General features: G+C 75.9%; 16 protein-coding genes and 2 tRNA genes. 8 read left to right on the plus strand and 10 right to left on the minus strand.

What is annotated here, in order from left to right; genetic code table 11:
• Positions 1 to 271 precede the first annotated feature (271 nt).
• The 3 genes from ACZ4MO_RS17185 (at position 272) to ACZ4MO_RS17195 (ending at position 3,591) form a co-directional block, all read left to right on the plus strand.
• Entirely contained in the window at positions 272 to 1,042 is a 771-nt protein-coding gene (locus ACZ4MO_RS17185) for a response regulator transcription factor (protein WP_074806958.1), read from the plus strand.
• Positions 1,035 to 2,630 (plus strand): ATP-binding protein, encoded by a 1,596-nt coding sequence (locus tag ACZ4MO_RS17190; protein ID WP_175009839.1) that lies wholly within the window; start codon positions 1,035 to 1,037, stop codon positions 2,628 to 2,630. The genes ACZ4MO_RS17185 and ACZ4MO_RS17190 overlap by 8 nt, the downstream gene beginning before the upstream one ends.
• Before the next feature lie 151 nt (positions 2,631 to 2,781).
• A complete protein-coding gene (locus tag ACZ4MO_RS17195) occupies positions 2,782 to 3,591 on the plus strand; it encodes a hypothetical protein (protein ID WP_175009840.1) in 810 nt (269 codons plus the stop codon).
• A 14-nt stretch (positions 3,592 to 3,605) separates the two neighbouring features.
• On the opposite strand, the gene ACZ4MO_RS17200 is transcribed toward ACZ4MO_RS17195, so the two are convergent.
• From ACZ4MO_RS17200 to ACZ4MO_RS17210, 3 genes are all read right to left on the minus strand, one after another.
• Positions 3,606 to 3,678: transfer RNA gene (locus ACZ4MO_RS17200), tRNA-Arg, on the minus strand.
• Positions 3,679 to 3,722: 44 nt separating this feature from the next.
• Positions 3,723 to 3,794 (minus strand) — tRNA-Arg (locus ACZ4MO_RS17205).
• A 155-nt stretch (positions 3,795 to 3,949) separates the two neighbouring features.
• A complete protein-coding gene (locus tag ACZ4MO_RS17210) occupies positions 3,950 to 4,081 on the minus strand; it encodes a hypothetical protein (RefSeq protein WP_255318583.1) in 132 nt (43 codons plus the stop codon).
• A 474-nt stretch (positions 4,082 to 4,555) separates the two neighbouring features.
• On the opposite strand from ACZ4MO_RS17210, the gene ACZ4MO_RS17215 reads away from it, so the two are divergent.
• Positions 4,556 to 5,383 (plus strand): metal-dependent hydrolase, encoded by an 828-nt coding sequence (locus ACZ4MO_RS17215; RefSeq protein WP_175009841.1) that lies wholly within the window; start codon positions 4,556 to 4,558, stop codon positions 5,381 to 5,383.
• Positions 5,384 to 5,411: 28 nt separating this feature from the next.
• On the opposite strand, the gene ACZ4MO_RS17220 is transcribed toward ACZ4MO_RS17215, so the two are convergent.
• On the minus strand, positions 5,412 to 7,850 hold the full coding sequence (locus tag ACZ4MO_RS17220; protein WP_175009842.1) for an HAD-IC family P-type ATPase: 2,439 nt from the start codon (positions 7,848 to 7,850) through the stop codon (positions 5,412 to 5,414).
• A gap of 255 nt (positions 7,851 to 8,105) precedes the next feature.
• Between ACZ4MO_RS17220 and ACZ4MO_RS17225 the strand changes: the two genes are divergently transcribed.
• From ACZ4MO_RS17225 to ACZ4MO_RS17235, 3 genes are all read left to right on the plus strand, one after another.
• Complete coding sequence (locus tag ACZ4MO_RS17225) at positions 8,106 to 9,038, plus strand: serine protein kinase RIO (protein WP_342779612.1); 933 nt, start codon at positions 8,106 to 8,108, stop codon at positions 9,036 to 9,038.
• Between the two features lie 66 nt (positions 9,039 to 9,104).
• On the plus strand, positions 9,105 to 10,037 hold the full coding sequence (locus ACZ4MO_RS17230) for a Gfo/Idh/MocA family oxidoreductase (protein ID WP_175009843.1): 933 nt from the start codon (positions 9,105 to 9,107) through the stop codon (positions 10,035 to 10,037).
• A gap of 62 nt (positions 10,038 to 10,099) precedes the next feature.
• Positions 10,100 to 10,501, plus strand: coding sequence for a DUF6841 family protein (locus tag ACZ4MO_RS17235; protein ID WP_074806972.1), 402 nt, complete (start codon positions 10,100 to 10,102; stop codon positions 10,499 to 10,501).
• Positions 10,502 to 10,588: 87 nt separating this feature from the next.
• On the opposite strand, the gene ACZ4MO_RS17240 is transcribed toward ACZ4MO_RS17235, so the two are convergent.
• The 4 genes from ACZ4MO_RS17240 to imuA' all read right to left on the minus strand — a co-directional run bounded on the left by ACZ4MO_RS17240 (position 10,589) and on the right by imuA' (position 17,468).
• Positions 10,589 to 10,873, minus strand: coding sequence for a hypothetical protein (locus ACZ4MO_RS17240; protein ID WP_175009844.1), 285 nt, complete (start codon positions 10,871 to 10,873; stop codon positions 10,589 to 10,591).
• A 112-nt stretch (positions 10,874 to 10,985) separates the two neighbouring features.
• The gene (locus ACZ4MO_RS17245; RefSeq protein ID WP_209829776.1) at positions 10,986 to 14,615 is read right to left on the minus strand and encodes an error-prone DNA polymerase; all 3,630 of its coding nucleotides are present in this window, start codon (positions 14,613 to 14,615) and stop codon (positions 10,986 to 10,988) included.
• Positions 14,608 to 16,323 (minus strand): Y-family DNA polymerase, encoded by a 1,716-nt coding sequence (locus ACZ4MO_RS17250; protein ID WP_175009846.1) that lies wholly within the window; start codon positions 16,321 to 16,323, stop codon positions 14,608 to 14,610. Before ACZ4MO_RS17250 ends, ACZ4MO_RS17245 begins: the two co-directional genes overlap by 8 nt.
• The gene (gene imuA' / locus ACZ4MO_RS17255) at positions 16,320 to 17,468 is read right to left on the minus strand and encodes a DnaE2-dependent mutagenesis accessory factor ImuA' (protein ID WP_175009847.1); all 1,149 of its coding nucleotides are present in this window, start codon (positions 17,466 to 17,468) and stop codon (positions 16,320 to 16,322) included. Before imuA' ends, ACZ4MO_RS17250 begins: the two co-directional genes overlap by 4 nt.
• Before the next feature lie 379 nt (positions 17,469 to 17,847).
• Here imuA' and ACZ4MO_RS17260 point away from each other — a divergent pair, with 379 nt between their 5' ends.
• Entirely contained in the window at positions 17,848 to 18,429 is a 582-nt protein-coding gene (locus ACZ4MO_RS17260; protein WP_074806990.1) for a YbaK/EbsC family protein, read from the plus strand.
• Between the two features lie 73 nt (positions 18,430 to 18,502).
• Here the strand turns inward: ACZ4MO_RS17260 and helR are convergent, their stop codons facing one another.
• Both helR and ACZ4MO_RS17270 read right to left on the minus strand, forming a co-directional pair.
• Positions 18,503 to 20,845: an RNA polymerase recycling motor ATPase HelR gene (gene helR / locus ACZ4MO_RS17265; protein ID WP_255437358.1), complete on the minus strand. Its 2,343-nt coding sequence runs from the start codon at positions 20,843 to 20,845 to the stop codon at positions 18,503 to 18,505.
• A 323-nt stretch (positions 20,846 to 21,168) separates the two neighbouring features.
• Complete coding sequence (locus ACZ4MO_RS17270; RefSeq protein ID WP_043656901.1) at positions 21,169 to 22,161, minus strand: siderophore-interacting protein; 993 nt, start codon at positions 22,159 to 22,161, stop codon at positions 21,169 to 21,171.
• Between the last annotated feature and the right edge of the window lie 55 nt (positions 22,162 to 22,216).

A 22,216-nucleotide genomic window follows, 5' to 3' on the forward strand; every position in this document is an offset into this window, starting at 1 on the left:
TCCCTCGTCGTCGAGAGCGCGAGCCGGAGGGTCGCCGACGGCGACCCCACGGGGCGACGCGCGCACTCCTGCGTGCGTGGACGTCGGCTGCTGCCGATGCAGCGAGTTTTGACGGCAGGTGCACAAAAGTCAAGGTTTCAACGACTCGCGGACACGGTTTCTCACCCACCCCTCGTCGGGTGACCGCGCGTCGACCGGGCCGGCCTCGGGGCACAGCGAGCGCACAGGGTCACCACAGGCACGCCTCCGCGTCGCGCGCGACCCTGGAGCCATGACCGCAGCCACCGCCCCCGTCGGCCGCCCGGACCAGCCGCGCCTCACGCGCCCGGACGGCTCCCCCGTCCGCGTGCTCGTGGTCGACGACGAGCCGAACCTCGCCGAGCTGCTCACCTCGGCGCTGCGGTACGAGGGCTGGGACGTCTCCACCGCGCTCGACGGGCACGGCGCGATCCGCACCGCGCGGGAGACCGGGCCGGACGTCGTCGTGCTCGACGTCATGCTCCCCGACATGGACGGCCTCACCGTCCTGCGCCGCCTGCGCGAGCGCGACCCCGACGTGCCCGTGCTGTTCCTCACCGCACGCGACGCCGTCGAGGACCGCGTCGCCGGGCTCACCGCGGGCGGCGACGACTACGTGACCAAGCCGTTCAGCCTCGAGGAGGTCGTCGCCCGGCTGCGCGGGCTGCTGCGCCGCGGCGGTGCGAACGCCCGACGCGAGGACTCCGTGCTCGTCGTCGGCGACCTCGAGCTCGACGAGGACGCGCACGAGGTGCGGCGCGGGGGCGAGGAGGTCCGGCTCACCGCGACCGAGTTCGAGCTCCTGCGGTACCTCATGCGCAACCCGCGCCGCGTGCTGTCCAAGGCGCAGATCCTCGACCGCGTCTGGAACTACGACTTCGGGGGCCAGGCCAACATCGTCGAGCTCTACATCTCCTACCTGCGCCGCAAGATCGACAAGGGGCGCGCCCCGATGATCCACACGCTGCGCGGCGTCGGGTACGTGCTCAAGCCCGCCCCCGACGCGGAGAGCGCCCGTGCCTGACCTGGGCCCCACCGGGCCGGCGGCCACAGGGCCGGAGCGTCGACCCACCGCCCTGCGCCGACGCCTCGTGCTCGTGCTCGCGGCCGTCGTCCTGCTCGTCACCGTCGGGCTCGCCGTCGCGTCCGCCATCGCGCTGCGCACCCAGCTCGTCGCCCAGGTCGACCACGAGCTGCGCCAGGCGAGCGACCGGCTCGCCCGCGGAGACGGCCCCGCGCAGCCCCCGGACGGTACCGGCGACGCGTCCGCGCCGGAACCCGGCGGGCCCGACGACCCGTCGCGCTTCCCCCCGGGCACGGGCCCCGGCAGCGCCGTGCTCCGGTACGACGGCGGCGAGCTCGTGCTCGCGGAGTACGTCACGCCCGGCCTCCAGCGCGTGACGCTCGACGACACCCAGGTCGCGGCGCTCGAGGACGTCCCGACCGACGGCGCCGCGCACGACGTCGACCTCCCCGACCTCGGGTCGTTCCGCGCCGTGCACCGCACCACCGCGGACGGGCAGCCCGTCGTCGTCGCGTCGAGCACGGCCCAGGTCGACGCGACCGTCGAGAGGTACCTGCTCGTCGAGGCCGCGCTCGGCGCCGCCGGGGTCCTCGCGGCCGTGCTCCTCGGCACCTGGCTCGTGCGGCGCTCGCTGCGCCCGCTCGACGACGTCGCCGCCGCCGCGGGCCGCGTCTCCGAGCTCGAGCTCGCGCAGGGCGAGATCGGGGCCATCCCCCGTGTCCCGGACGACCTCACCGACGAGCGCACCGAGGTCGGCCAGGTGGGCGCCGCGCTCAACCGCATGCTCGAGAACGTCGAGACCTCGCTCCAGGCGCGCCACGACTCGGAGACCCAGGTGCGGCGGTTCGTCGCCGACGCGAGCCACGAGCTGCGCACCCCGCTCGCCTCGATCCGCGGGTACGCGGAGCTCGTGCGCCGCTCCCCCGACGACGTGCCGCCCGCGACCGCGCGCTCGCTCGACCGCATCGAGGCCGAGGCGGTCCGCATGACCGGGCTCGTCGAGGACCTGCTGCTCCTCGCCCGGCTCGACGCCGGCCGCCCCCTCGACCGCGCGCCCGTCGACCTCGCGGCGCTCGCCGTCGACGCCGTCACCGACGCGCACGCCGCGGGCCCCGACCACGACTGGGCGCTCGACCTGCCCGGCGCGGGCGACCTCGACGTCGACCCGGCGTCCGGCACCCCGGACCCGGACGACCTGCCGGACGACGCCGTCGACCTGGAGGTGACGGGCGACGAGGCGAGCCTGCGCCAGGTCCTGGCGAACCTCCTCGCCAACGCCCGCAGGCACACCCCGCCGGGCACGCACGTGGACGTCCGGGTCACGACGGACGCCGACGCCGTCGTGCTCGCCGTCTCCGACGACGGCCCCGGCATCCCCGCAGCCCTGCGGCCGGCGCTCTTCCGCCGCTTCACGCGCGGCGACGACGCCCGCAACCGCACCGGCGGCTCGACCGGCCTCGGGCTCGCGATCGTCGACGCGATCGTCACCGCCCACGGCGGCACGATCACCGTGACGTCCGCGACGGCGGACGAACCCGGCTCCACCGGCACCACCGTCGCGGTCCGCCTCCCCCGCGACCGCCCTTGATGTCACCGCGCTACCACGACGCGCCGGAGGCCGTGCCCGCCCCACGACAGAGACCACAGGCTTGGATCGCACTCGGCTTGGCACGGCGCAGCCCGCTCGAAGGACGCTCCACGCGGCTGTCACTGTCGGTGGTTCCCGGAATGCTCTGTGCATGTTCTGGGATGCTCGACGGCCGGAGATCGCCTACCTCGTCGGCCTGCTCCAGACGGACGGATGTCACGACGGCAGCCCGGATCGCAAAGGCCGCATCACTCTCGAACTCGCTGTGCGCGACCGCGACGTGCTCGAGGGGATCTCCTCGCTGCTCCCTTGCTACTCGTCTGTCCGTCTCAGGCACCGGACGACGAACTTCAGTTCGGACCACGTGTCCGCAACGCTCGGGTTCTTCGACCAGACCGCGCGGCGAGAGCTCGCTGCGCTCGGTGTGACGCCGGGGCGCAAGAGTTCGACCATCGGTCCGCCGCCTGCACCGTTCGCCGAAGCCGACTACACGCGCGGAATCCTTGACGGTGACGGGTCAGTGGGGTTCACGATGACGGGGACCCCCTTCATCAGTCTGGTCACCGCGAGCCCGCCCCTTGCCGCGTACTTCTGCTCCGTCATCGCGGACGTGTGCGGCGTTCGGAGGAGCGCCAAGCCCAACACCCGTGACGGCGTCATGAACATCATGGTCGCGAACGTCGCCGCCGCCACTCTCGCCCGTTGGGCGTGGTACTCGCCAGACGCTCTGTGCATCGGCCGCAAGCGCCGACTGGCCGAAGCGGTCGCCGCGTGGCGTCCAGAGCCGGGCCGCGAGAGCAGGTACGGGATCGTGCGCAAGGCCTGGACCCCCGATCAGGACGCGATCGCGATCGAGCTCCCGCTCGAGGAAGCCGCCGCAGCCCTCGGACGAAGCGTCCGAAGCGTCTCCGTGCGGCGTTGGCGGCTCTCCACGCAGCGCTCCGCAGGAGCCGCCGGGTGAGCCTGGGTATTCGGTGCGCACGGGAGGACTCGAACCCCCGACGCCCGGCTCCGGAAGCCGGTGCTCTGTCCGCTGAGCTACGCGCGCTGGTGCTCCTTAACGTCGAGCAGACGGGACGCGAGGCGTCCAGGTGCCCTCGGAGGGAGTCGAACCCCCGTCTCCGCTTCCGTAGAGCGGCGTCGTGTCCGTTGGACCACGAAGGCAGTGCGTTTCACCGCGAGGCGCACGACAAATGCGCGCCGACGGCGGAGAATTGGAATGGCAGCACGAAAGACGCACCCGGCCAGGGCGCATTCCCGCACAAGAAAAAGGCCGCCCCGGCGATGTCCCGGGACGGCCTGTCGTGACGACGCTGTGGTCAGACGACAGGACCGCCGGAGTCGCCGGCGAGGAACGAGGACACGCTGAGATACGCCACGGGCAGCACGACGCGCGGCTGCTCGCAGGGCAGGACGGGACGTCGCCGGTCCTGCTGGACGGGTTCGCGCACGGCACTGCTCCTCTCGGTCATGTCGGGTGGCCCACGCACCGGAATGTCGTCGACCGAGGTAGACCGTACGCGCCTTTCCCGAACCGCACAACCTCATTTCTCGAATTCGTCCAAGAATCTCCGGCCGAGACCCGCGCACCACCCGGATATCCCGCCTGCAGACCTTTCCTCACCGCAGACGAGCTCGCCCGCTCTCCGCGCAAACCCGCCCCCCGTGCGCCCCCCGTGCGCCCTCCGCGCAGGACGCAGCCTTCGCCTCCCCCGTCAGGGCTCGGCGGGTCGGACTCCGGCGACCGACCCAGGCTGAAGTCAGGCCGCTTGGCACACTTTTCTCCTCGCCGACGCGAAAACTCTCGGCCTTGCGGGCGACCGACCGGGACTGTCGGCGGCACCGGGTAGGGTTCCGGACGTTCCGGACAGACCTCCCGACGCCGACGAACCGCGCGCGGGCCCGACGACAGGAGATGCGCCGCCATGATGGGTGCCAACCACGCCGCGACCGGGGCGGCGGCGTGGATCGCCGTGACGTCGACGGCCCCGTTCGCCCTCGGCTGGCACCCCGTGTCGTCGGTCGGGGTCATGACGGGTGCGGTCGTGTGCGCCGGGGCCGCGCTCCTGCCCGACGCCGACCACCACAACGGCACGTTCGCGCACTCGCTGCCGCCCGTGAGCGAGTGGGTGTCCGACGCCGTCGAGACGGTCGCGGGCGGGCACCGCCAGGGCACGCACTCGTTCCTCGGCATCGCGGTGTTCACCGCGCTCGCCTGGCTCGCGGGCCTCGTCACGGTCGAGACCGCGAGCTTCGGCACGGTCTACGTCGGCGGCGGGCTGCTCGCCGTGCTCCTCGTCGCGCTCGCACTCAAAGCGCTCAAGCTCACGCGGCGCGGCAGGCTCGTGCCGTGGGTCACGTCGCTCACCGTCGCCGCGCTCGTCGCCCTGTTCTCCCCGGAGGAGTGGAACTGGCTGCCCGTCGCGGTGGGGCTCGGCGTCACGGTCCACATCCTCGGCGACGTGCTCACGACCAACGGCGCTCCCCTGCTCTGGCCGGTGAAGATCCGCTCGCCGCGCTGGGTGCGGCGCTCGCTCGTCGTCGACGACGTGTGGCGCCCGAGCGGGAGCTTCGCCCTCCCCCTGCTCGGCTCCACGGGGTCGGTGCGCGAGTGGATCCTCGCGACGGCCGTCGGGCTGTACGCGACGGTCGGGTTCGTGTGGGCTGCGCTCGACCAGATGGGCTTCGACACCCTGGGGACGTACGAGCGCGTGGTGGCCGCGATCCAGGTCCTCGCGTCCGGGGCCGCCTGAGCCGTCCCGCGAGGTCCTGAGGACGACCTCAGCCCGCGGCGCGGACGCGGGACAGACGCGCCGTCGACCACCGCAGGACCTCCGTCAGGAGGATCGCAAGCACGCCGCACGCCAGGCCGACACCGAGCGACCCGGGGTCGGAGACGTCGAGCGAGAGCAGCGCGCGGAGCGCGGGGACGCTGAAGAGCCCGACGTAGAAGGCCACCGAGAAGCCGACCAGGAGCGCCTTCCACCACGTGTACGGGCGCGCCACGACCGCGAGCACCCACAGCGCGCCCACGAGCAGGGTGGCCAGGGCCGCGGTCGACGCCCGCATCTCCTCCGGGGCGAGCGTGTCCGTCGGGCCGCCCAACGACGCCCCGCCCGCGCCCGGGTCCACCACGAGGTAGCACACGAAGGTCAGGACACCGATCGACACCCCCGCGGGCACCGCGAGCCGGAGCACCCTCGCCACGAAGCCGGGCCGGGCCCGTTCGTCGTTGGGCGCCAGGGACATCACGAACGCGGGGACCCCGATCGTGAACCACGCCGCGACGGTCACGTGGATCGGCAGGAACGGGTAGGAGACGGGGTCGGCGCCGACGAGCCACGCACCGACCCCCGCGAGGCCCACCAGGACGGCCAGCACCACCGCGTACACGGTCTTGGTGAGGAAGAGGTGCGCGACCCGTTCGATGTTCCCGATCACCCGACGGCCCTCGCCGACCACGGACGGCAGCGTCGCGAAGCGGTCGTCCAGCAGCACGAGCTGCGCCACGGACCGCGCGGCGGGGCTCCCCGACCCCATGGCCACGCCGATGTCCGCGTCCTTGAGCGCCAGCACGTCGTTCACGCCGTCCCCCGTCATGGCGACGGTGTGCCCGCGCGCCTGCAGCGCCCCGACGACGGCCCGCTTCTGGTCCGGCCGCACCCGGCCGAACGTCGTGGCGCCCTCGACGACGGTCGCGAGCTCCTCGCGGTCGGAGGGCAGGCTCCGGGCGTCGACCGACGTCGCGGGACCGCCCAGGCCGAGGGACCGCGCGACCGCGGCGACGGACACCGGGTTGTCACCCGAGATCACCTTCACCGTGACGCCCTGGGCGTGGAAGTAGTCCAGGGTCTGCCGGGCGTCGGCGCGGACCCGTTGCTCGAGCGCGACGAGCGCCCGCGGGACGAGGCGCCCCGGGGCGCCTCCGTCCGGGGCGGCGGCGTCGACCGGCGTGTCGGTCGACGCGACGAGCAGCACGCGCAGGCCATGGGCGCCGAGGTCCGTCGCCTGCTGCGCCACGTCGGACCGGGGGTCGAGCAGCACGTCCGCCGCACCGAGGACCCAGTTCCCGCGGGGACCCTCGACGTCCGCGAACGACATCCCGGACCACTTCGCGGCCGACGAGAACGGGACGACGGCGGTCGCCTGCCAGGCCGGCGGCTCGGGGAACGCCTCCGCGACCGCGGCGACGGACGCGTTGGGCCGCGGGTCGAGGGCGGCGAGCGCCGCCAGGGCGCGCTCCACGTCGCTCCGGGCGCCGTCGAGCACGTCCACCCGCGCGAGGCGCATCCCGTTCTCCGTGAGCGTGCCCGTCTTGTCCGCGCACACCACGTCGACGCGCGCCAGCCCCTCGATGGCCGGCAGCTCCTGGACGAGGCACCGGCGTCGGCCGAGCCGGACCACCCCGATCGCGAAGGCCACGGACGTCAGGAGCACCAGGCCCTCGGGGACCATCGGCACGAGCGCCGCGACCATGCCGAGGACGGACTGCCGGAACCCCTGCTGCGAGATGACGAGCTGGTTCACCACCGTGAGGACGCCCGCGGGGACCAGCAGCCAGGTGATGACCCGCAGGATCCTGTCGATGCCGGCACGCAGCTCCGAGCGCACGAGCGTGAACGCGCTCGCCTCGTGCGCGAGCCGCGCGGCGTACGCGTCCGCGCCGACCTCCGTCGCCCGGTAGGCGCCCGAGCCGGCCGCCACGAAGCTCCCGGACAGCAGCCGGTCCCCGGGCTGCTTGACGACCGGGTCCGACTCGCCGGTGAGGAGGGACTCGTCGACCTCGAGCGAGGTGGACTCGACCACCCGGCCGTCGACGACGACCTGGTCGCCGGCGCCGAGCTCGACCACGTCGTCGACGACGACGTCCGCCTGGTCGACCTCCGTCCCCGCCCCGTCGCGGCGCACGCGCACGGGTGCCCGCCCCACGATCGCCAGCGCGTCCAGCGTGCGCTTGGCACGCAGCTCCTGGACGATCCCGATGCCGGCGTTCGCGAGGATCGCGAGTCCGAAGAGGCTGTTGACCAGCGAGCCCGTGCTCAGCGCCAGGACGAGGAGGACCCCCAGCACGGCGTTGATCCGGGTCATGGTGTTCGCGCGCACGATGTCCCACGTCGTGCGCCCCGAACGGGGCGGCAGCCGGTTGACCCGGCCGTCGGCGACGCGTTCCGCGACGTCCTGCGACGTCAGTCCCGCAGCCCTCGTCGACGGCGCCGTCATGGGGGCGAGCGTATCCGCCGTAATTCCGTTGCGCCGGGGCGCGCGGTGATGGGACGGTCGCAGGACGTCGCCCGCGCCGTCGGGCACCGGAGGAGAGGAGGAACGCCATGAGCTGGACGACCCCCGCTCGCGTGTCCACCACCCCCGGGAGCCCCCGCCGCCGCTGACCGGTCCACGACCGCTCGCGACGACCGTCCCCGACCGCCCGGCCCGGCGGCCGCGGCGACGCGCGCTCCCCTCCCCCGAGGAGCCCCCGTGCCCGAGCACGACCTGCCGTACCCCGACCTCTCCCTCCCGCCCGCCCTGGCGCGCGACCCCCGCACTCCCCCGCCGCGCCGCCTGCGGCGCCTCGCCGACCTGGCCGACGCCGAGGCCGAGGCCGGTGTCCTCGACGCGGCGCTCGGCGACGACCAGCGCTGGTCCACGTGGTCCGCCGTCGAGAAGGGACAGCGCGGGCCGGAGCCGCACCCCGACTGGGTGGTGACGGCTGACGCCGCCCTCGACACCGAGCTCGGCCTGCTCAAGACCGGCAAGGAGGCGGACGTCTTCCTCCTGGAGCGGGCCGTCCCCGGCGACCCCGCGCGCCGCAGCCTGCTCGCCGCGAAGCGCTACCGCGACCTCGACCACCGCTCGTTCCGGCGCGACACGGTCTACACCGAGGACCGCCGCGTGCGCCGGACGCGCGACCGTCGCGCCCTCGACCGCAAGTCGCGCTACGGGCGCCAGGTCGCGGCCGGGCAGTGGGCCGCGGCGGAGTTCGCCGCGCTGTGCGAGCTGTGGTCGGCCGGTGCGCCCGTCCCGTACCCCGTCCAGATCGACGGCGACGAGATCCTCATGGAGTTCGTCGGCACGTCCGACGGCGTGTCGCACGAGGCCGCGCCGCGGCTCGCGCGCACGCGGCCCGACCGCGACCTCCTCGCGTCGTGGTGGGACCAGGTCCGTGACGCCATGGCCGTACTCGCCCGGCTCGGCTACGCGCACGGCGACCTGTCGCCGTACAACGTCCTGGCGGACGGCGACCGGATCGTCGTCATCGACCTGCCGCAGGTCGTGGACCTCGTGGCGAACCCGTTCGGCACCGAGCTCCTCCTGCGCGACTGCCGCACCATGGCCGCGTGGTTCGCCTCGCGCGGGCTCGAGACGGACGCCGACGAGCTCTTCGCGGTGCTGCTCGCCCGGGCGTGGTGACTCCGGGGCACGCCGACGCCGTCCGGCCGTCCGGCCATCCGCGCGCAGCGTGCGACGATCGACCGCGTGCTGCGCCTCGCCCTCGTCGGTCTCGACTCGTCCCACGCCGACCACTACGTGCGGCTCGTGGCCGCCGAGCGGCGCTGGCCCGGCGTGCGGCTCGTGGCGCTCGTCGACGGGGAGCCGGGCCGCCGGGCGGAGCTCGCCGCGGCCGGCGGGCATTCCCTGGGCGCGGGTGACACCACCGTGCCCGACGTCGTCGGGAAGGTCGACGCCGCGATCGTCGCCCACCGCGCGGGGCGGCGGCACGGCGCCGCGGCGCGTGCGCTCCTCGCGGCGGGCGTCCCGGTGCTCGTGGACAAGCCGTTCGCCGCGTCGGTGGCCGACGCGCGGGCGACGCTCGACGTGGCGCGCGCGCACGGCACGGCCGTGACGACGGCGTCCGCGCTGCGGTTCGCGCCCGAGGTCGCGGCGGCGCACGCCGCCCTTGCGACCGACCGCACGACGGCGCCGCCCGGGCCTGCCGTCGAGGTGTCCGGCCCCGCGGACCCGGACGACGAGCGCGACGGGCTGTTCTTCCTCGGCATCCACGTCGTCGAGGCCGCGCGCGCCGTCGTCGGCGCGCCGCCCGGAGCGGCGTGGTCACCACCCGTCGTGACGCGCTCGGCGGACGGGATCGTCGCCACGACGCGGCTGGGCGGCGTCGACGTCCGGCTGCTCCTCCTGGACCCGGTCGCCCACCCGACCGCGGGGTTCGCGGTCGCGGTGCGCACGTCCCGCGGCGTCGAGCGCTCGGAGATCGTGCTCGACGCCGACTACCTCGCCCCGGTGGTCGAGCACGGGCTCGCGGTCCTCGCGCCGGGGACCCCCACGACCACCCCCGCCGCGGCGCGCACGACGGCGGACCCCGACGACACGGCCCGGGTCGCCGCCGAGCACGCGACAATCCTTGCGGACCTCGCACTCCTCGAGCAGGTCGGGGCGGCCCTGCGGCCCTGATCACCAGGCCGCGGGCGCGCGCCGCCCGCGCCGGGTCCCGGCGGACGGGGTAGAACGGGACCATGGAGCCCTCCACCGAGTCCTTCGACGCCGACGACGTCCGGACGTTCCTCACGACCTACGGCGTCGCGCTCTCGACGGGCGACCTCGACACGATCGGCGAGAGCTACGCCTTCCCGGCGCTCGTCGTCGGCACGACCGACGCGGTGCTCCTCGGCGACCCCGAGGACGTGCGCGCGTCGACGGCCGAGCTCGCCCGGGGGTTCCGCGAGCGCGGGCTCGTCGGCGTGGTCGCGCACCTCGTCGGGGTCGAGGAGGTCGGCGACGCGCTCGTCTGGGCGCACGCGCGCTGGAGCTACCGCGACGAGTACGCGAACGAGCAGGAGGCGCAGGAGGTGCGGTACCTGCTGCGCCGCGCGCGGGACACGTTCGAGGTGTGCGTCGCGGTGCCCGTCGGCCCGTAGGCCGCGCCGACCACGCCCGCACGATCAAGCCCGGCACGACCGACCCCCGCACGACGGTGCCCGTCCACCGGCCGCGAGCGCCCCGGGTCAGGACAGCCGGTTGTCCCGGTCCTCCCACGGCGACGCGGCAGCCGACCGCCCGGACGGGGCGCCGTCGTCGGGCTGGAGCGCCCGCACGACGAACGACCCCGCGGCGAGCACGACGCCCCCGGTGAACGCGACCTGCAGCACGGTGAGCAGCACGCCCACGAACCAGGTGCCCGCGAACGCGTAGGTGAGGTGCATGAGGCCGACGTTCTGGACGAGCGCGCTCCCGACGGCCAGGCCGACCCCGGTCCAGAGCATCGTGCGGGCGGTGAGACGGGGCGGCATCACGGGTTCCTCTCGTCGGCGAGACGGTCCGGGCCCGGGGGCGTCGTCGCCCGAGCGGTACCCGGTCCGTTCCTACCACGCCGCCCGCGGCGCCGCGGTCCCGCCTCGCGCGTCAGCGGAAGTCGCGCGAGGTCGTGCCGACCTGGAGCGAGAGCGGCGCGAGGTGCTCCGCGACGAGGTTCGTGGCGCCGTCGGCCCGCTCGAGCCGCCCGCGCACGACGAGCGCCGCGGACCCGCGCGCGACCTTCCGGAACCGCTGCCACAGCCCGGGCGAGCACACGACGTTGAGGATGCCCGTCTCGTCCTCGAGCGACAGGAACGTCACGCCTCCGGCGGTCCCGGGCCGTTGCCGGTGCGTGACGACGCCGCCCACGGCGACGCGCGACGGCGGGTGCGGGCGCGTGCCCGGCACCTCGCCCGCGGCGCGCTCCGCCTCGTCGACCTGCTCGATCTCGCGCGACACCGCGACGGCGCCGACGACGGTGAGCACCCCGGCCGCGGTGAGGCCGTCACGCACGTACTGCGTCGGGTAGGAGCCGGTGGACACGCCCGTGGCCCAGACGTCGGCGACGGCGGTCTCGACGTCGGTCATGCCGGGCAGCGCCGGCGCCTCGACGCCGACGCTCACGCCCGGCAGCGTCCCCGGACCCTCCTGCGCGAGCGCGCCGGCCGCCCACAGCGCCTCGCGTCGTGTCACGCCGAGGCCGTCGGTCGCGCCGGCGGTCGCGAGCCCCTCGAGCTGGGCGGTCGTGAGGTCGACGCGCCGCACGAGGTCGCGCAGGTCGCTGAAGGGCCGTCCCTCCCCCGGTGCCCCGCGCGCCGCGACGACGCGCTCGGCCGCGTCCTTCCCCAGCCCGCGCACGCTCGCGAGCCCGAGCCGCACCGCGAGCCCGAGGTCGGGCTCCGGCCCGTAGCGGGTGTCGACCCGCACCTCCCCGCCGAGCATGCGGTCGCTGCCCGTCCGGACGTCCTGAGGGTCGGCACCCGCATGGTCGGCGGGCAGCCGCTCGACCGTCGCCTCGACGTCGGACGCGTTGACTTCGGGACGCAGCACGGTGACGCCGTGGCGGCGTGCGTCCGCCACGAGCGACTGCGGCGAGTAGAACCCCATGGGCTGCGCCGCGAGCAGCCCCGCGTAGAACGCGGCGGGGTGGTGCACCTTGAGCCACGAGCTCGCGTAGACGAGGAACGCGAACGAGTACGCGTGCGACTCGGGGAACCCGAAGTCGGCGAACGCCTTGAGCTTGTCGTAGATCTCCTCGCGCACGGCCGGGTCGGTGACGCCCTTCTCCCGCATCCCGTCCATGAGCCGCCCCCGCAGCTCCTCCATGCGCTCGACCGACCGCTTGGACCCCATCGCGCGCCGGAGCTGGTCGGACTCCTTCGGGGAGAAGCCCGCGACGTCGATCGCCATCTGCATGAGCTGCTCCTGGAACAGCGGCACGCCCTTCGTCTTGCCGAGCGACTTCTCCAGCAGCGGGTGCAGGAACGTCACCTCCTCCCGACCCCGCGCCCGGTTGATGTACGGGTGCACGGACCCGCCCTGGATGGGCCCGGGGCGGATGAGCGCGACCTCGATGACGATGTCGTAGAACCTTCGGGGTCGCAGGCGCGGGAGCGTCGCCATCTGCGCGCGCGACTCGACCTGGAACACGCCGACGGTGTCGGCCGCGCACAGCAGGTCGTACACCGCCGGGTCGTCCTCGGGCAGCGTGTGCAGCGCGAGGCGCGGGCCGCCCTCGTGCCGTTCCACGAGGTCGAACCCGATGCGCAGCGCCGTGAGCATCCCGAGGCCCAGGAGGTCGAACTTCACGAGCCCCGCGTCCGCGCAGTCCTCCTTGTCCCACTGCAGGACGGTGCGGCCCTCCATGCGCGCCCACTCCACGGGGCACACCTCGATGACCGGGCGGTCGCACATGACCATGCCGCCCGAGTGGATGCCCAGGTGCCGCGGGAGGCGCAGCATCCGGTCGGCGAGGTCGAGCACCGCGTCCGGGATCTCGCCCTCCTGCGCGGCCGACGGCGGCCGGTGCGCGGGCACGACGTCGTGCGTGTCGTCCGCGCGCAGGACCTCGCCGTCGTCCACGGCGAGCGGGTCGACGACGCGCGCGCCCCGGCCCGTGAGGTCGGGCGACCAGTCCCGGCTCCCCCACAGGCGCGACGTCGCGGCGTCCTTCCGAGCGGTGCGCGTCGTGACCCGCGGGGCGGCCGGGCCGGTTGACCCCGGGGTCTTCGCCGCGATCGCCCGCTCCTTCGCCGCCCGGTCCGCCGCGGGCGACGACGGGTCGGGACCGCGCAGCGACCCCCACCGCTCGATCGACTTGCTCCACGCGTCGGCCTGCCCGACGTCGTACCCGAGCGCCCGGGCCGCGTCGCGCACCGCCGACTTCGGCCGGTAGGAGATGACGTTCGCGACCTGCGCGGCGTGCGTGCGCCCGAACGTCGCGTAGACGTGCTGGATGACCTCCTCGCGTCGCGCCGACTCGATGTCGATGTCGATGTCCGGCGGGCCGTCGCGCTCGGGCGCGAGGAAGCGCTCGAACAGCAGGCCGTGCTTCACCGCGTCGACGGCCGTGATGCCGAGCGCGTAGCAGACCGCGGAGTTCGCGGCCGACCCCCGGCCCTGGGCGAGGATCCCGTTCCTGCGGCAGAACTCGACGAGGTCGTAGACGACGAGGAAGTACCCCGGGAAGTGCAGGTCCTCGATGACGCGCAGCTCGTGGTCGATCTGCGCCCACGCGCCCCTGATCTTCTCCTGGCCGCGCGGCCCGTACCGGTCCTCGCCGCCGCGCCGCACGAGCTCGCGCAGCCACGTGGCCTCCGTGTGCCCGTCCGGCACCGGGTACGGCGGCAGGTCGGGCGCGACGAGGTGCAGGTCGAACGCGCACTCGTCCCCCAGGGCGGCCGCGGTCGCGACGGCCTGCGGGTGCCGGGGGTGGCGCGCGAGCATCTCCGCCGCGGAGCGCAGGTGCGTCGTCGGGGCACCGGGCAGCCAGCCGTCGAGGTCGTCGAGCGACGAGCGCGCACGCACGGCCGCGAGCGCCCCCGCGAGGTCGGCGTCGCGCGGGTGCGCGTAGTGCGCGGCGGTCGTCGCCACGAGCGGCAACCGGGCCTCGGCGGCGAGGTCGGCGAGCGCCGCGTGCAGGTCGGCGTCGCGCGGGTCGTCGGTCGTGGTGATCTCGACGGCGACGTTGTCGGCGCCGAAGAGGGCGACGAGGCGGTCGAGCTCGCGGCGGGCCGCGGCGCGCCCGGACGTGACGAGCGCGCGCCGCACCGCGCCCTTGCGGCACCCGGTGAGCACGAGCCACTGCCCGGCGGCCTCCGCCGCGAGCTGTTCGAGGCGGTAGTCGGCGGCGCCCTTGGTTCCCGTCGCGAGGTGCGCGGTCGCGATCGCGCGCGACAGGTTGCGGTAGCCCTGCGTGCCGCGCGCGAGCACGAGCAGGTGGGTCGAGCGCGGGTCGGGGACGCCGGTGGGCGGGTCGAGCACGGGCGCGCCGGTCCCGGTCGGCGCGGGCAGGTGCAGCTCGGACCCGAAGACCGTGGGGAGCCCGACCTTGCGCGCGGCCTCGGCGAAGCGCACGACGCCGTACAGGCCGTCGTGGTCGGTGACGGCGAGCGCCGACAGCCCGAGCCGCGCGCCCTCGGCGGCGAGCTCCTCGGGGTGGGACGCGCCGTCGAGGAAGCTGAACGCGGAGTGCGCGTGGAGCTCGGCGTAGCGCGGGCCGGCGGTGCGGTCAGTCATACAGGCCCTCCACGGTCCAGCGCCCGCGCGCGCTCGCGAGGAGCAGGCCGCGGCCGTCGTCGAGCAGGACCTGGACGTGCACACGACGCCGCGGCGCGGGCGTCCACCAGCGCTCGGCGAGCGGCCACGGCCCGGCCCAGTCGACGACGGCGCGCGACGACCCGGGCCCGGGCAGCGCCGTCTCGTCCCGGCGTGCCGCCGCGCGGCGCGGGCCCTCCTCCGGCGCGGGGTCGGGCCACCGCACGGTCGCGGGCTCGCCGCTCATCGCGAGGCGCGCGTCGACGACGACGGGCCGCCCGGCGTCGTCGAGCACGACGACGTCCTGCGGCTCGACGGGCACGAGCGCGGGGGCCGGGCTCGGCAGCGCGCCGGGCCACGGCAGGGCCGGGTCGCGCGGGCGCGCGACGTCCTCCCCGAACGGCACGAGGTGCACGCGGTCCGTCGCGTCGCGGCCGCCCTGGACCTGGACGCGCAGGACGGCGTCGCCGCCGAGGATGCCCTGCACGCGCCCGAGCGCGCGATGGGCGCGCGCGTCCTCGCCGCTCGACGCGCCCCACAGGCGCGGCTGCTCCGCCCCCGCCGGGACGACCTCCTCGGCCGTGAGGGACAGGCGGGCCAGCGGCGCGACGCCCGGGACGACGTCGGCCCCGCCGGGTGATCCCTGCTCGCCGCCACGACGCGCGGCCCGGGCCGCGCGCCCGGCGCGGACGGACGTGGTGGTGAGCCAGCCCTCGAGCTGCCACCGGACCTTGTCCGTGAGGCGCGCCGGGCTCATCGCACCCGGCCCGTCGAGCCGCCAGGTGCGCTCGAGGTCGTCGCCCTCGACGGTCCGCGCGGTGATGCGCAGGCGCCCGGCGACGAGCGAGCGCGCGACGAGCTGGTCGTGCAGGTCCTCGGAGAGCCGCCGCGCGGCGAAGGTCGCGACGTCGACGCGCTCGGCGGGCGGGTCGAGCTCGGCGCTCACCGCGACGTCGGGCTCGACGCGGCGCCGCGCGGGCGGGCGCAGGTCCTCGCCGCGCGCGAGCCGGTGCGCCCACGCGCCGAGGTCGCCGAAGCGTCCCTCGACGGTCGCGGGCGGCAGGGCCGCGAGCGCCCCGAGGGTCCGCACGCCGAGCCGGCCCAGGAGGTCCACGAGCTCGTCGACCGCGACGGCGGCGTCCGGCCGGGCGGTGACGTGCACGAGGTCGCGCGCCGGCCGGGGCGCGAGGAACGCGGCGGAGCGGCCGGGCGGGACGACGACGGCGTCCCGTGCGGCGAGCACGGCGGCGAGGATGCCGTCGGCGACGCCCACCTGGCTCTCGTGCCCGGTGCGCTCGGCGACGCGCGCGACGAGCGCCTCCGCGAGCGCGGCGTCGGACCCGTGGTACCGGCTCGCCCCGGCGGCGGGCAGGAGCAGCAGGCCGGGCCGGGTGATCTCCAGCCCCGCGACGACGGTCTCGGCCGCGAGCGCGACGGGCTCGAACTCGCGGGCGTCGCGCGCGTCGTCGACGTCGAGCAGCTCGAGCTCGGGGCAGCACTCGCGGGCCCGACGGCGGCGCATGCCCCGGCGCACACCCTGGGCGCGCGCGGTCGCGGAGACGGCGACGACGCGGCGGCCGTCGTGCGTCGCGGCGGGGACGTGCGCGGGGACGTCGCGCACCGCCATCGCCGCGAGCACCGGCCAGTCCGGCACCCACAGGGCGGCCGTGCGGGTCGGGCTCGTGCTCATCCGACGAGCCGGAGCCGGGAGGGCCGGTCGGGGTCCTCGACCGGCGCGGGGCCGGTGCGGGTCGTGCGGGCGGTCACGGCGGTCTCGGCCGCGGCGGTCTCGGCCGCGGTGGTCTCGGCCGCGGTGGTGCCGGTCCCGGCCGCGGGCCGGGTGCCGCGGTCGTCCTCGGCGAGGAACGCGGGCCAGTCGTCGTGGGCGAGCGGGAGCTCGACCTCGACCCGCGTGGGGCGCGCGGCTCCCCCGCGGCCCGCGCGCTCGACGACGAGGGTGCGACGGCGCAGCCAGCCCGCACCGCGGTCCGCCCCGGACCAGCCGCCGCCCGTCACGGTGAGCGCGACGTGCGCGCCCGGCCACGTCCCCGCGGCGACGAGCAGCGCCCCGCGCTCGCGCGCCCGTGCGGCCAGGCGCCGTCGGTCGGGGTCGGTGAGGGCGGCGTCGGGCCCGACGACCACGACGTCCAGGCCGTCGACGAGCGCCGAGATCGCGAGCGCCGCGTCGGGGCCGGGCCGCGGGACGAGCACGACGCGGTCGAGGTCGGCGCCGGCGTCGGCGGCCGCGAGCAGCCCGACGGCGGGGAACCCGACGGCGGCGGTCCACGCCCCGGCCCGCGACGGCCGCGCGACGAGCGCGAGCAGGAGGCTCGTCGAGCCGCGCACCGCCAGCACGGTGCCGCGCTGCAGGGCGCCGAGCGGGAGGAGCGGCGCGAGCGCGTCGTGCACCGGCCACCACCGCTCGTCCGTGCCCACGTCCCGGCTCGCGCCCGAGGCGATGGCGTGGCGCGTGCGGGCGCGCGCCGGAGGTTCGGGCGGCGCGGCAGGGGCGGGCCGGACGGCCGTCGACGAGGCGGCGTCCGCGAGCGGGGCGACCTCGGCGAGGAGCGCGGTGCCGCCACGCGGGAGAGCATCGGCACGCGAGACGGTGTCGGCACGCGGGACGGTGTCGGCGCGCGGGACGACGGCCGGTGCCGCCGGGGCGGTGAGCGGTTCGGGGGGCGCGGGGGCGACGACGGGGCGGTGTCGGCGGACCCCCGTACGCTCCTCCGCGCGGCGCAGGACGGCGCGGGCCCGCTCGGCCTTGTCGACGGCCGCTCCCGTCGTCTGGCCGGACGCCCCCGCCCGCTCGGCGGGGTCGGCGAGAAGGGTCATCTCGCCTCCCGGGGTGGTGCTCGGACGGGACGCGCACCGCGCGTCGACTGCTGCGGGCGGCGTGCTGCACCCGCTGACTTTCGAACAGACGTTCGAACAATTCCAGTGAACGACTGCCGCCGCGGGGTGTCAACTCCGCAGGCCGGAGGCGCCTGCTTCGTCCGAGATGCCCGCCCCAACCCTCGACCCCCGCTGGAGACTTGCCCGAAACCCTCGACCTCTACCTGACCCTTCTCCCCCGCCGACCATGCGGCTGTCGCCCGTCCGGTGGGCGGCACGGGCCGCGACCGCATGCTCGGCGGGCTCGGCGGGCTCGGAGGGCATGTTCGGCATCCGGCCTCTTCCGCGCGGGAGGCCGCCGGGGTGGCAGGCTGGCGGCATGGACGCCCGCACGACGCTGCCCACGCTCGGCTCGCTCACCTGGGAGCCGGCGCTCGACCACCTCGACCTCGTCGCCCCTGTGACCGCCGACGCGCTGCGCCGGTGGGCCGACGCCGAGCCGGACGTCGCGACGCTCGTCGCCGTGACGGAGATCGACCCCGACCTCGCCGACACCGCGACGCTCAACGCCGCGTTCGACCTGCCCGTCGAGGCGTCGGCGAACTGCGTCGTCGTGGGCGGCACGCGCGCGGGCGACGAGCGCGTCGCCGCCGCCGTCGTGCGCGCGCACACGCGCGCCGACGTCAACACGCGCATCCGCAAGCTGCTCGACGTGCGCAAGGCGTCGTTCCTGCCGACCGACCGCGCGACGGCGGAGTCCGGCATGGAGTACGGCGGGATCACGCCCGTCGGGCTGCCCGAGGGGTGGCGCGTGCTCGTCGACTCCCGTGTCGTGACCGACGGCGCGCTCGCGCTGGTCGGGAGCGGCGTGCGGCGCTCGAAGCTGCTGCTCCCCGGAGACCTCCTCGGGCGCCTGCCCGGCGTCGAGGTCGTCGAGGACCTCGCCGTCCCGGTGGCCTGACCGCACCCCTCGCTCCGAGCACGACCCGAGACGCCCTGGGCATCCCCGACGACCCTCGGGTCGTGCTCGGCGGTCAGTCCTCCAGGACGACGAGCCGCTGCGTCGCGCGCGTCATCGCGACGTAACGGTCCACGGCTCCCTCGACGCCGTCGCCGAACGCGCGCGGGTCCACGAGCACCACGAGGTCGAACTCGAGGCCCTTCGCCGCCTCGGGCGTGAGCCACCGCACCCGCGCGGACCCGCCGCCCTCGTCACCGACGTCACCGACCTTGCCGTCCGACCCGTCACCGACCCTGCCGTCCGACCCGTCGCCGGACGGCTCGGTGGCACCGATGACGCACGCCGTGCCGTCCGCGTGCTCGGCGAGCCACGCGTCGAGGACCGCGTCGAGGTCCGCGACCGGCCCGTGGGTGACGGGCACGCCCGTGCTGCGCACCGACGTCGGGACGTTGGCGTCCGGGAGCGCGGCCCGGACGACGGGCTCCGCCTCGGCCATGATCTCCCGCGGCGTGCGGTAGTTGACGCTCAGCGACGCCTCCTCGACGCGGGCGAAGCCCACGCGCGCGAGCCGCTCGCGCCAGCTCTCCGGGAAGCCGTGGCGTGCCTGGGCCCGGTCCCCGACGACCGTGAGGCTGCGCGACGGGCAGCGGCTGAGGACCATCTGCCACTCGGCGTCGGTGAGCTCCTGCGCCTCGTCGACGACGACGTGCGCGAACGGCCCCGCGAGGCGGTCCGGGGTCGCGACGACGAGCGCGCCGTCGTCCACGAGCGCGTCGCGCAGGTCCTGGCCGCGCAGCATCTGCATGACCCCGAGCTCGCTGTCGTCGGTCGCGACGAGGTGGTCGACGACGTCGTCCATGCGCGCGCGCTCCGCCGCGACGGCGGCCTCGTTGCGGCGGCGCCGGCGCGACGTCTCCGGGTCGCCGAGCCGACGGCGCGCGGCGTCGAGCAGCGGGAGGTCCGCCGTCGTCCACGCGTGCGCGTCCGGGCGCTGGAGCGCGCGCACCTGCTCGGGCGTGAGCGACGGCGCGCACAGCCGCAGGTAGGCGGGCACGGACCACAGGTCGGCGACGAGGTCCGTCGGCTCCACGAGGGGCCACGCGCGGTCGAACGCGGCGCCGAGCCCGCGGTGGGCGCGCAGGGCGCGGCGCACGTCGTCGGCCTCGACGTCGACGCCGTCCTCCGCGGCTCCCCCGCAGGCCTTGTCCACGAGGATCTCGACGAGCGCGCCCCACACGTCGTCGCGCGCCTCGTTGTGCGGGGTGCCCGGGTCGACGGACTCGAACGCCTCGGTCCATTCGGCGGTGGAGAGCCAGACGTCGGCCCACGGCGTCTCGACCTCCATGCCCTCGGCGGGCGGGCGCTCGGAGAACCGCACGGCGGGCTCGATCGCGGCGACGAGCCCCGCCGACGCCTTGAGCCGCGCCACCTCGGGGTCGGCCTCGGCGCGCGCCGTCGCGCCCTCGGGGACGAGGTCGCGCAGCGTGCAGGTCTGCACGCCCTCCTCGCCGAGGCCCGGCAGCACGTCGGCCACGTACGCGAGGTAGGGACGGCTGGGCCCGACGACGAGCACCCCGCCGCGCCCACCACCGTTCCCGCTCTCGTGCCCGCCGCCCACGTGCGGGTCGGCGTACAGCAGGTAGGCGGCGCGGTGCAGCGCCACGACCGTCTTGCCCGTGCCGGGGCCGCCGTCGACGACGAGCGCGCCCCGGGAGCCCGCGCGCACGATCGCGTCCTGGTCGGCCTGGATCGTGCCGAGCACGTCGCGCATCCGCGGGGACCTGCTCGCGCCGAGGCTCGCGACGAACGCCGACTGGTCGTCGAGCGCCGCGCTCGACCCGGCGCCGTCGGGCACGAGCTCCTCGTCCCAGTAGTCGGTGACGCGCCCGCGCGCCCACCGGTACCGGCGCCGCGCCGCGAGGCCGAGCGGTTGCGCGGGCGTCGCCGCGAAGTACGGCTCCGCGGCGCGCGAGCGCCAGTCGACGAGCAGGCGCTCCCCCGCCGGGCCGGTGAGGCCCACGCGGCCCACGTACACCGGGGCGGAACCGTCGGCGAACGTCATGCGGCCCAGGCACAGGTCGACGCCGTAGCGCTGCAGCAGCCGCAACCGGCCGCTGAGCCGGTGGATCTCCTGGTCGCGCTCGAGCGCCTCGGTCCCGCTCCCGCCGGGTGCGCGGCGCGCGGCGTCGAGACGCTGCGCGAGGTCGGCGACGGAGTGCTCGAGGCTCGCCGCGATCGCGGCGAAGTGGCGCTCGTCGGTATCGACGAGCGCGGGGTCGGCCTTCGCGGCCAGGCGGGTGGGCAGCTCGAAGAACGGTGCGGGCTGCGGGTCCTGGCCCGCGGTCGGGTGGGTCGACGGGCGGCTGGACGGGTCGGTGGTGCGGGCGGCGGTCACGGGGGCGTCGGGCAACGTCATCAGCTCCGGTCCGGGTCCTGCGGAGGGACGCACGGGCCACGACGACCCGCGCACGAGCGGAGATTCTGCGCCCCCGAGGGGGCCTTGCCGCAAGACCCCCCGTGCGCTATACCTTGGAAAGGGAGGCCGCTCAGGCCTCCCTCTCTCGTCGCCGGACGTCGTGCCGGCGCACTCGGTACCGGCGCTCGGTACCGTCGCCGACGGGTCGCAGCAGACGCGTGCTGACCCGCTGCCGAGATGCGAGAAGTGGCCCCGCACCGTGCTCGGTGCGGGGCCACTTCTCGTGTCTCGACGGGGTCTCTCGACCGGATCGCGGGACCGCGTCAGCTCTCCGCGCGGCCCTCTCGCCAGTAGCCCATGAACGCGACGGCGCGGCGGTCGACGCCGAGGTCGGCGACGAGGTGGCGACGCAGCGTCTTGATGGCGCTCGCCTCGCCTGCGAGCCACGCGTAGAGGACGGTCTCCTCGTCGAGGAGCCCGGGGACCTCCCAGAGGATCGACGCGTCGACGTCGACGTCCTCGAGGTCCTCCGCGGTGCGGCACTGGACGGGCGGGTCCGTCCCGAGGACGCCCGCACCGAGCATGCGCGCGGCGGCCTCCTTGACGGCCGGCACGAGGCGCGCGCCGTGGGCGTCGTGCGGCCCGCCGGGGACGTCGTCGCGCGCGAGGAACGTCACGCGCACCCCGGGCGGGGTCACGAGGTCGCGCGCGTCGCCCACGTGCGGGACCTCGACGTAGACCTCGCCCCACGCGTCGGCGGGCAGGTCCTCGCAGATCGCCGCGATGGCGGGCAGCGCGGTCTCGTCGCCCGCGAGCAGGAGCGCGTGCGGGCGGGTGGGCGGCCGGAACTCGATGCCGCCCGCCGGCCCGTCGAACGTGGCGTCCGGGCCGAGCAGGACGAGCGGCGTGCCGACCTCGGCGGCGAGCGCCCAGCGCGACGCGGGGCCGGCGTCGCCGTGCAGCACGACGTCCACGTCGACCTCGCGCGCCTCGGGGCGCACCGCGACGGTCGTGTAGGTGCGCAGCGGGTTGCGGCGCTCCTCCGGCTGGTCGCGCCACGCGGCGTACCAGGACTCGGCGTCGCGCACGAGGTGCTCGTAGCCGCCGTCGGGCGCGGGGAGCACGAACTTGATCCGGACGTCGAGACCCGGGTCGCCGAAGAGGTCGAGCTCGGGGCCCGTGAAGGTGAAGCGGCGGAAGCTCGGCGAGAGCTGCTCGACCCGCGCCACCTCGACGTCGAAGAAGCGCCAGGGGGCGGTCGCACGGGCGACGGGACGACGAGCGCGGGTGCGGGGTGCGACGACGGTCTGGCTCACACAGGTGAGGCTAACCTACGCGCCCACGGCGGGGTCAACCCGTCCGGGACGCGGA

The organism is Sphaerisporangium cinnabarinum (genome assembly GCF_055567015.1).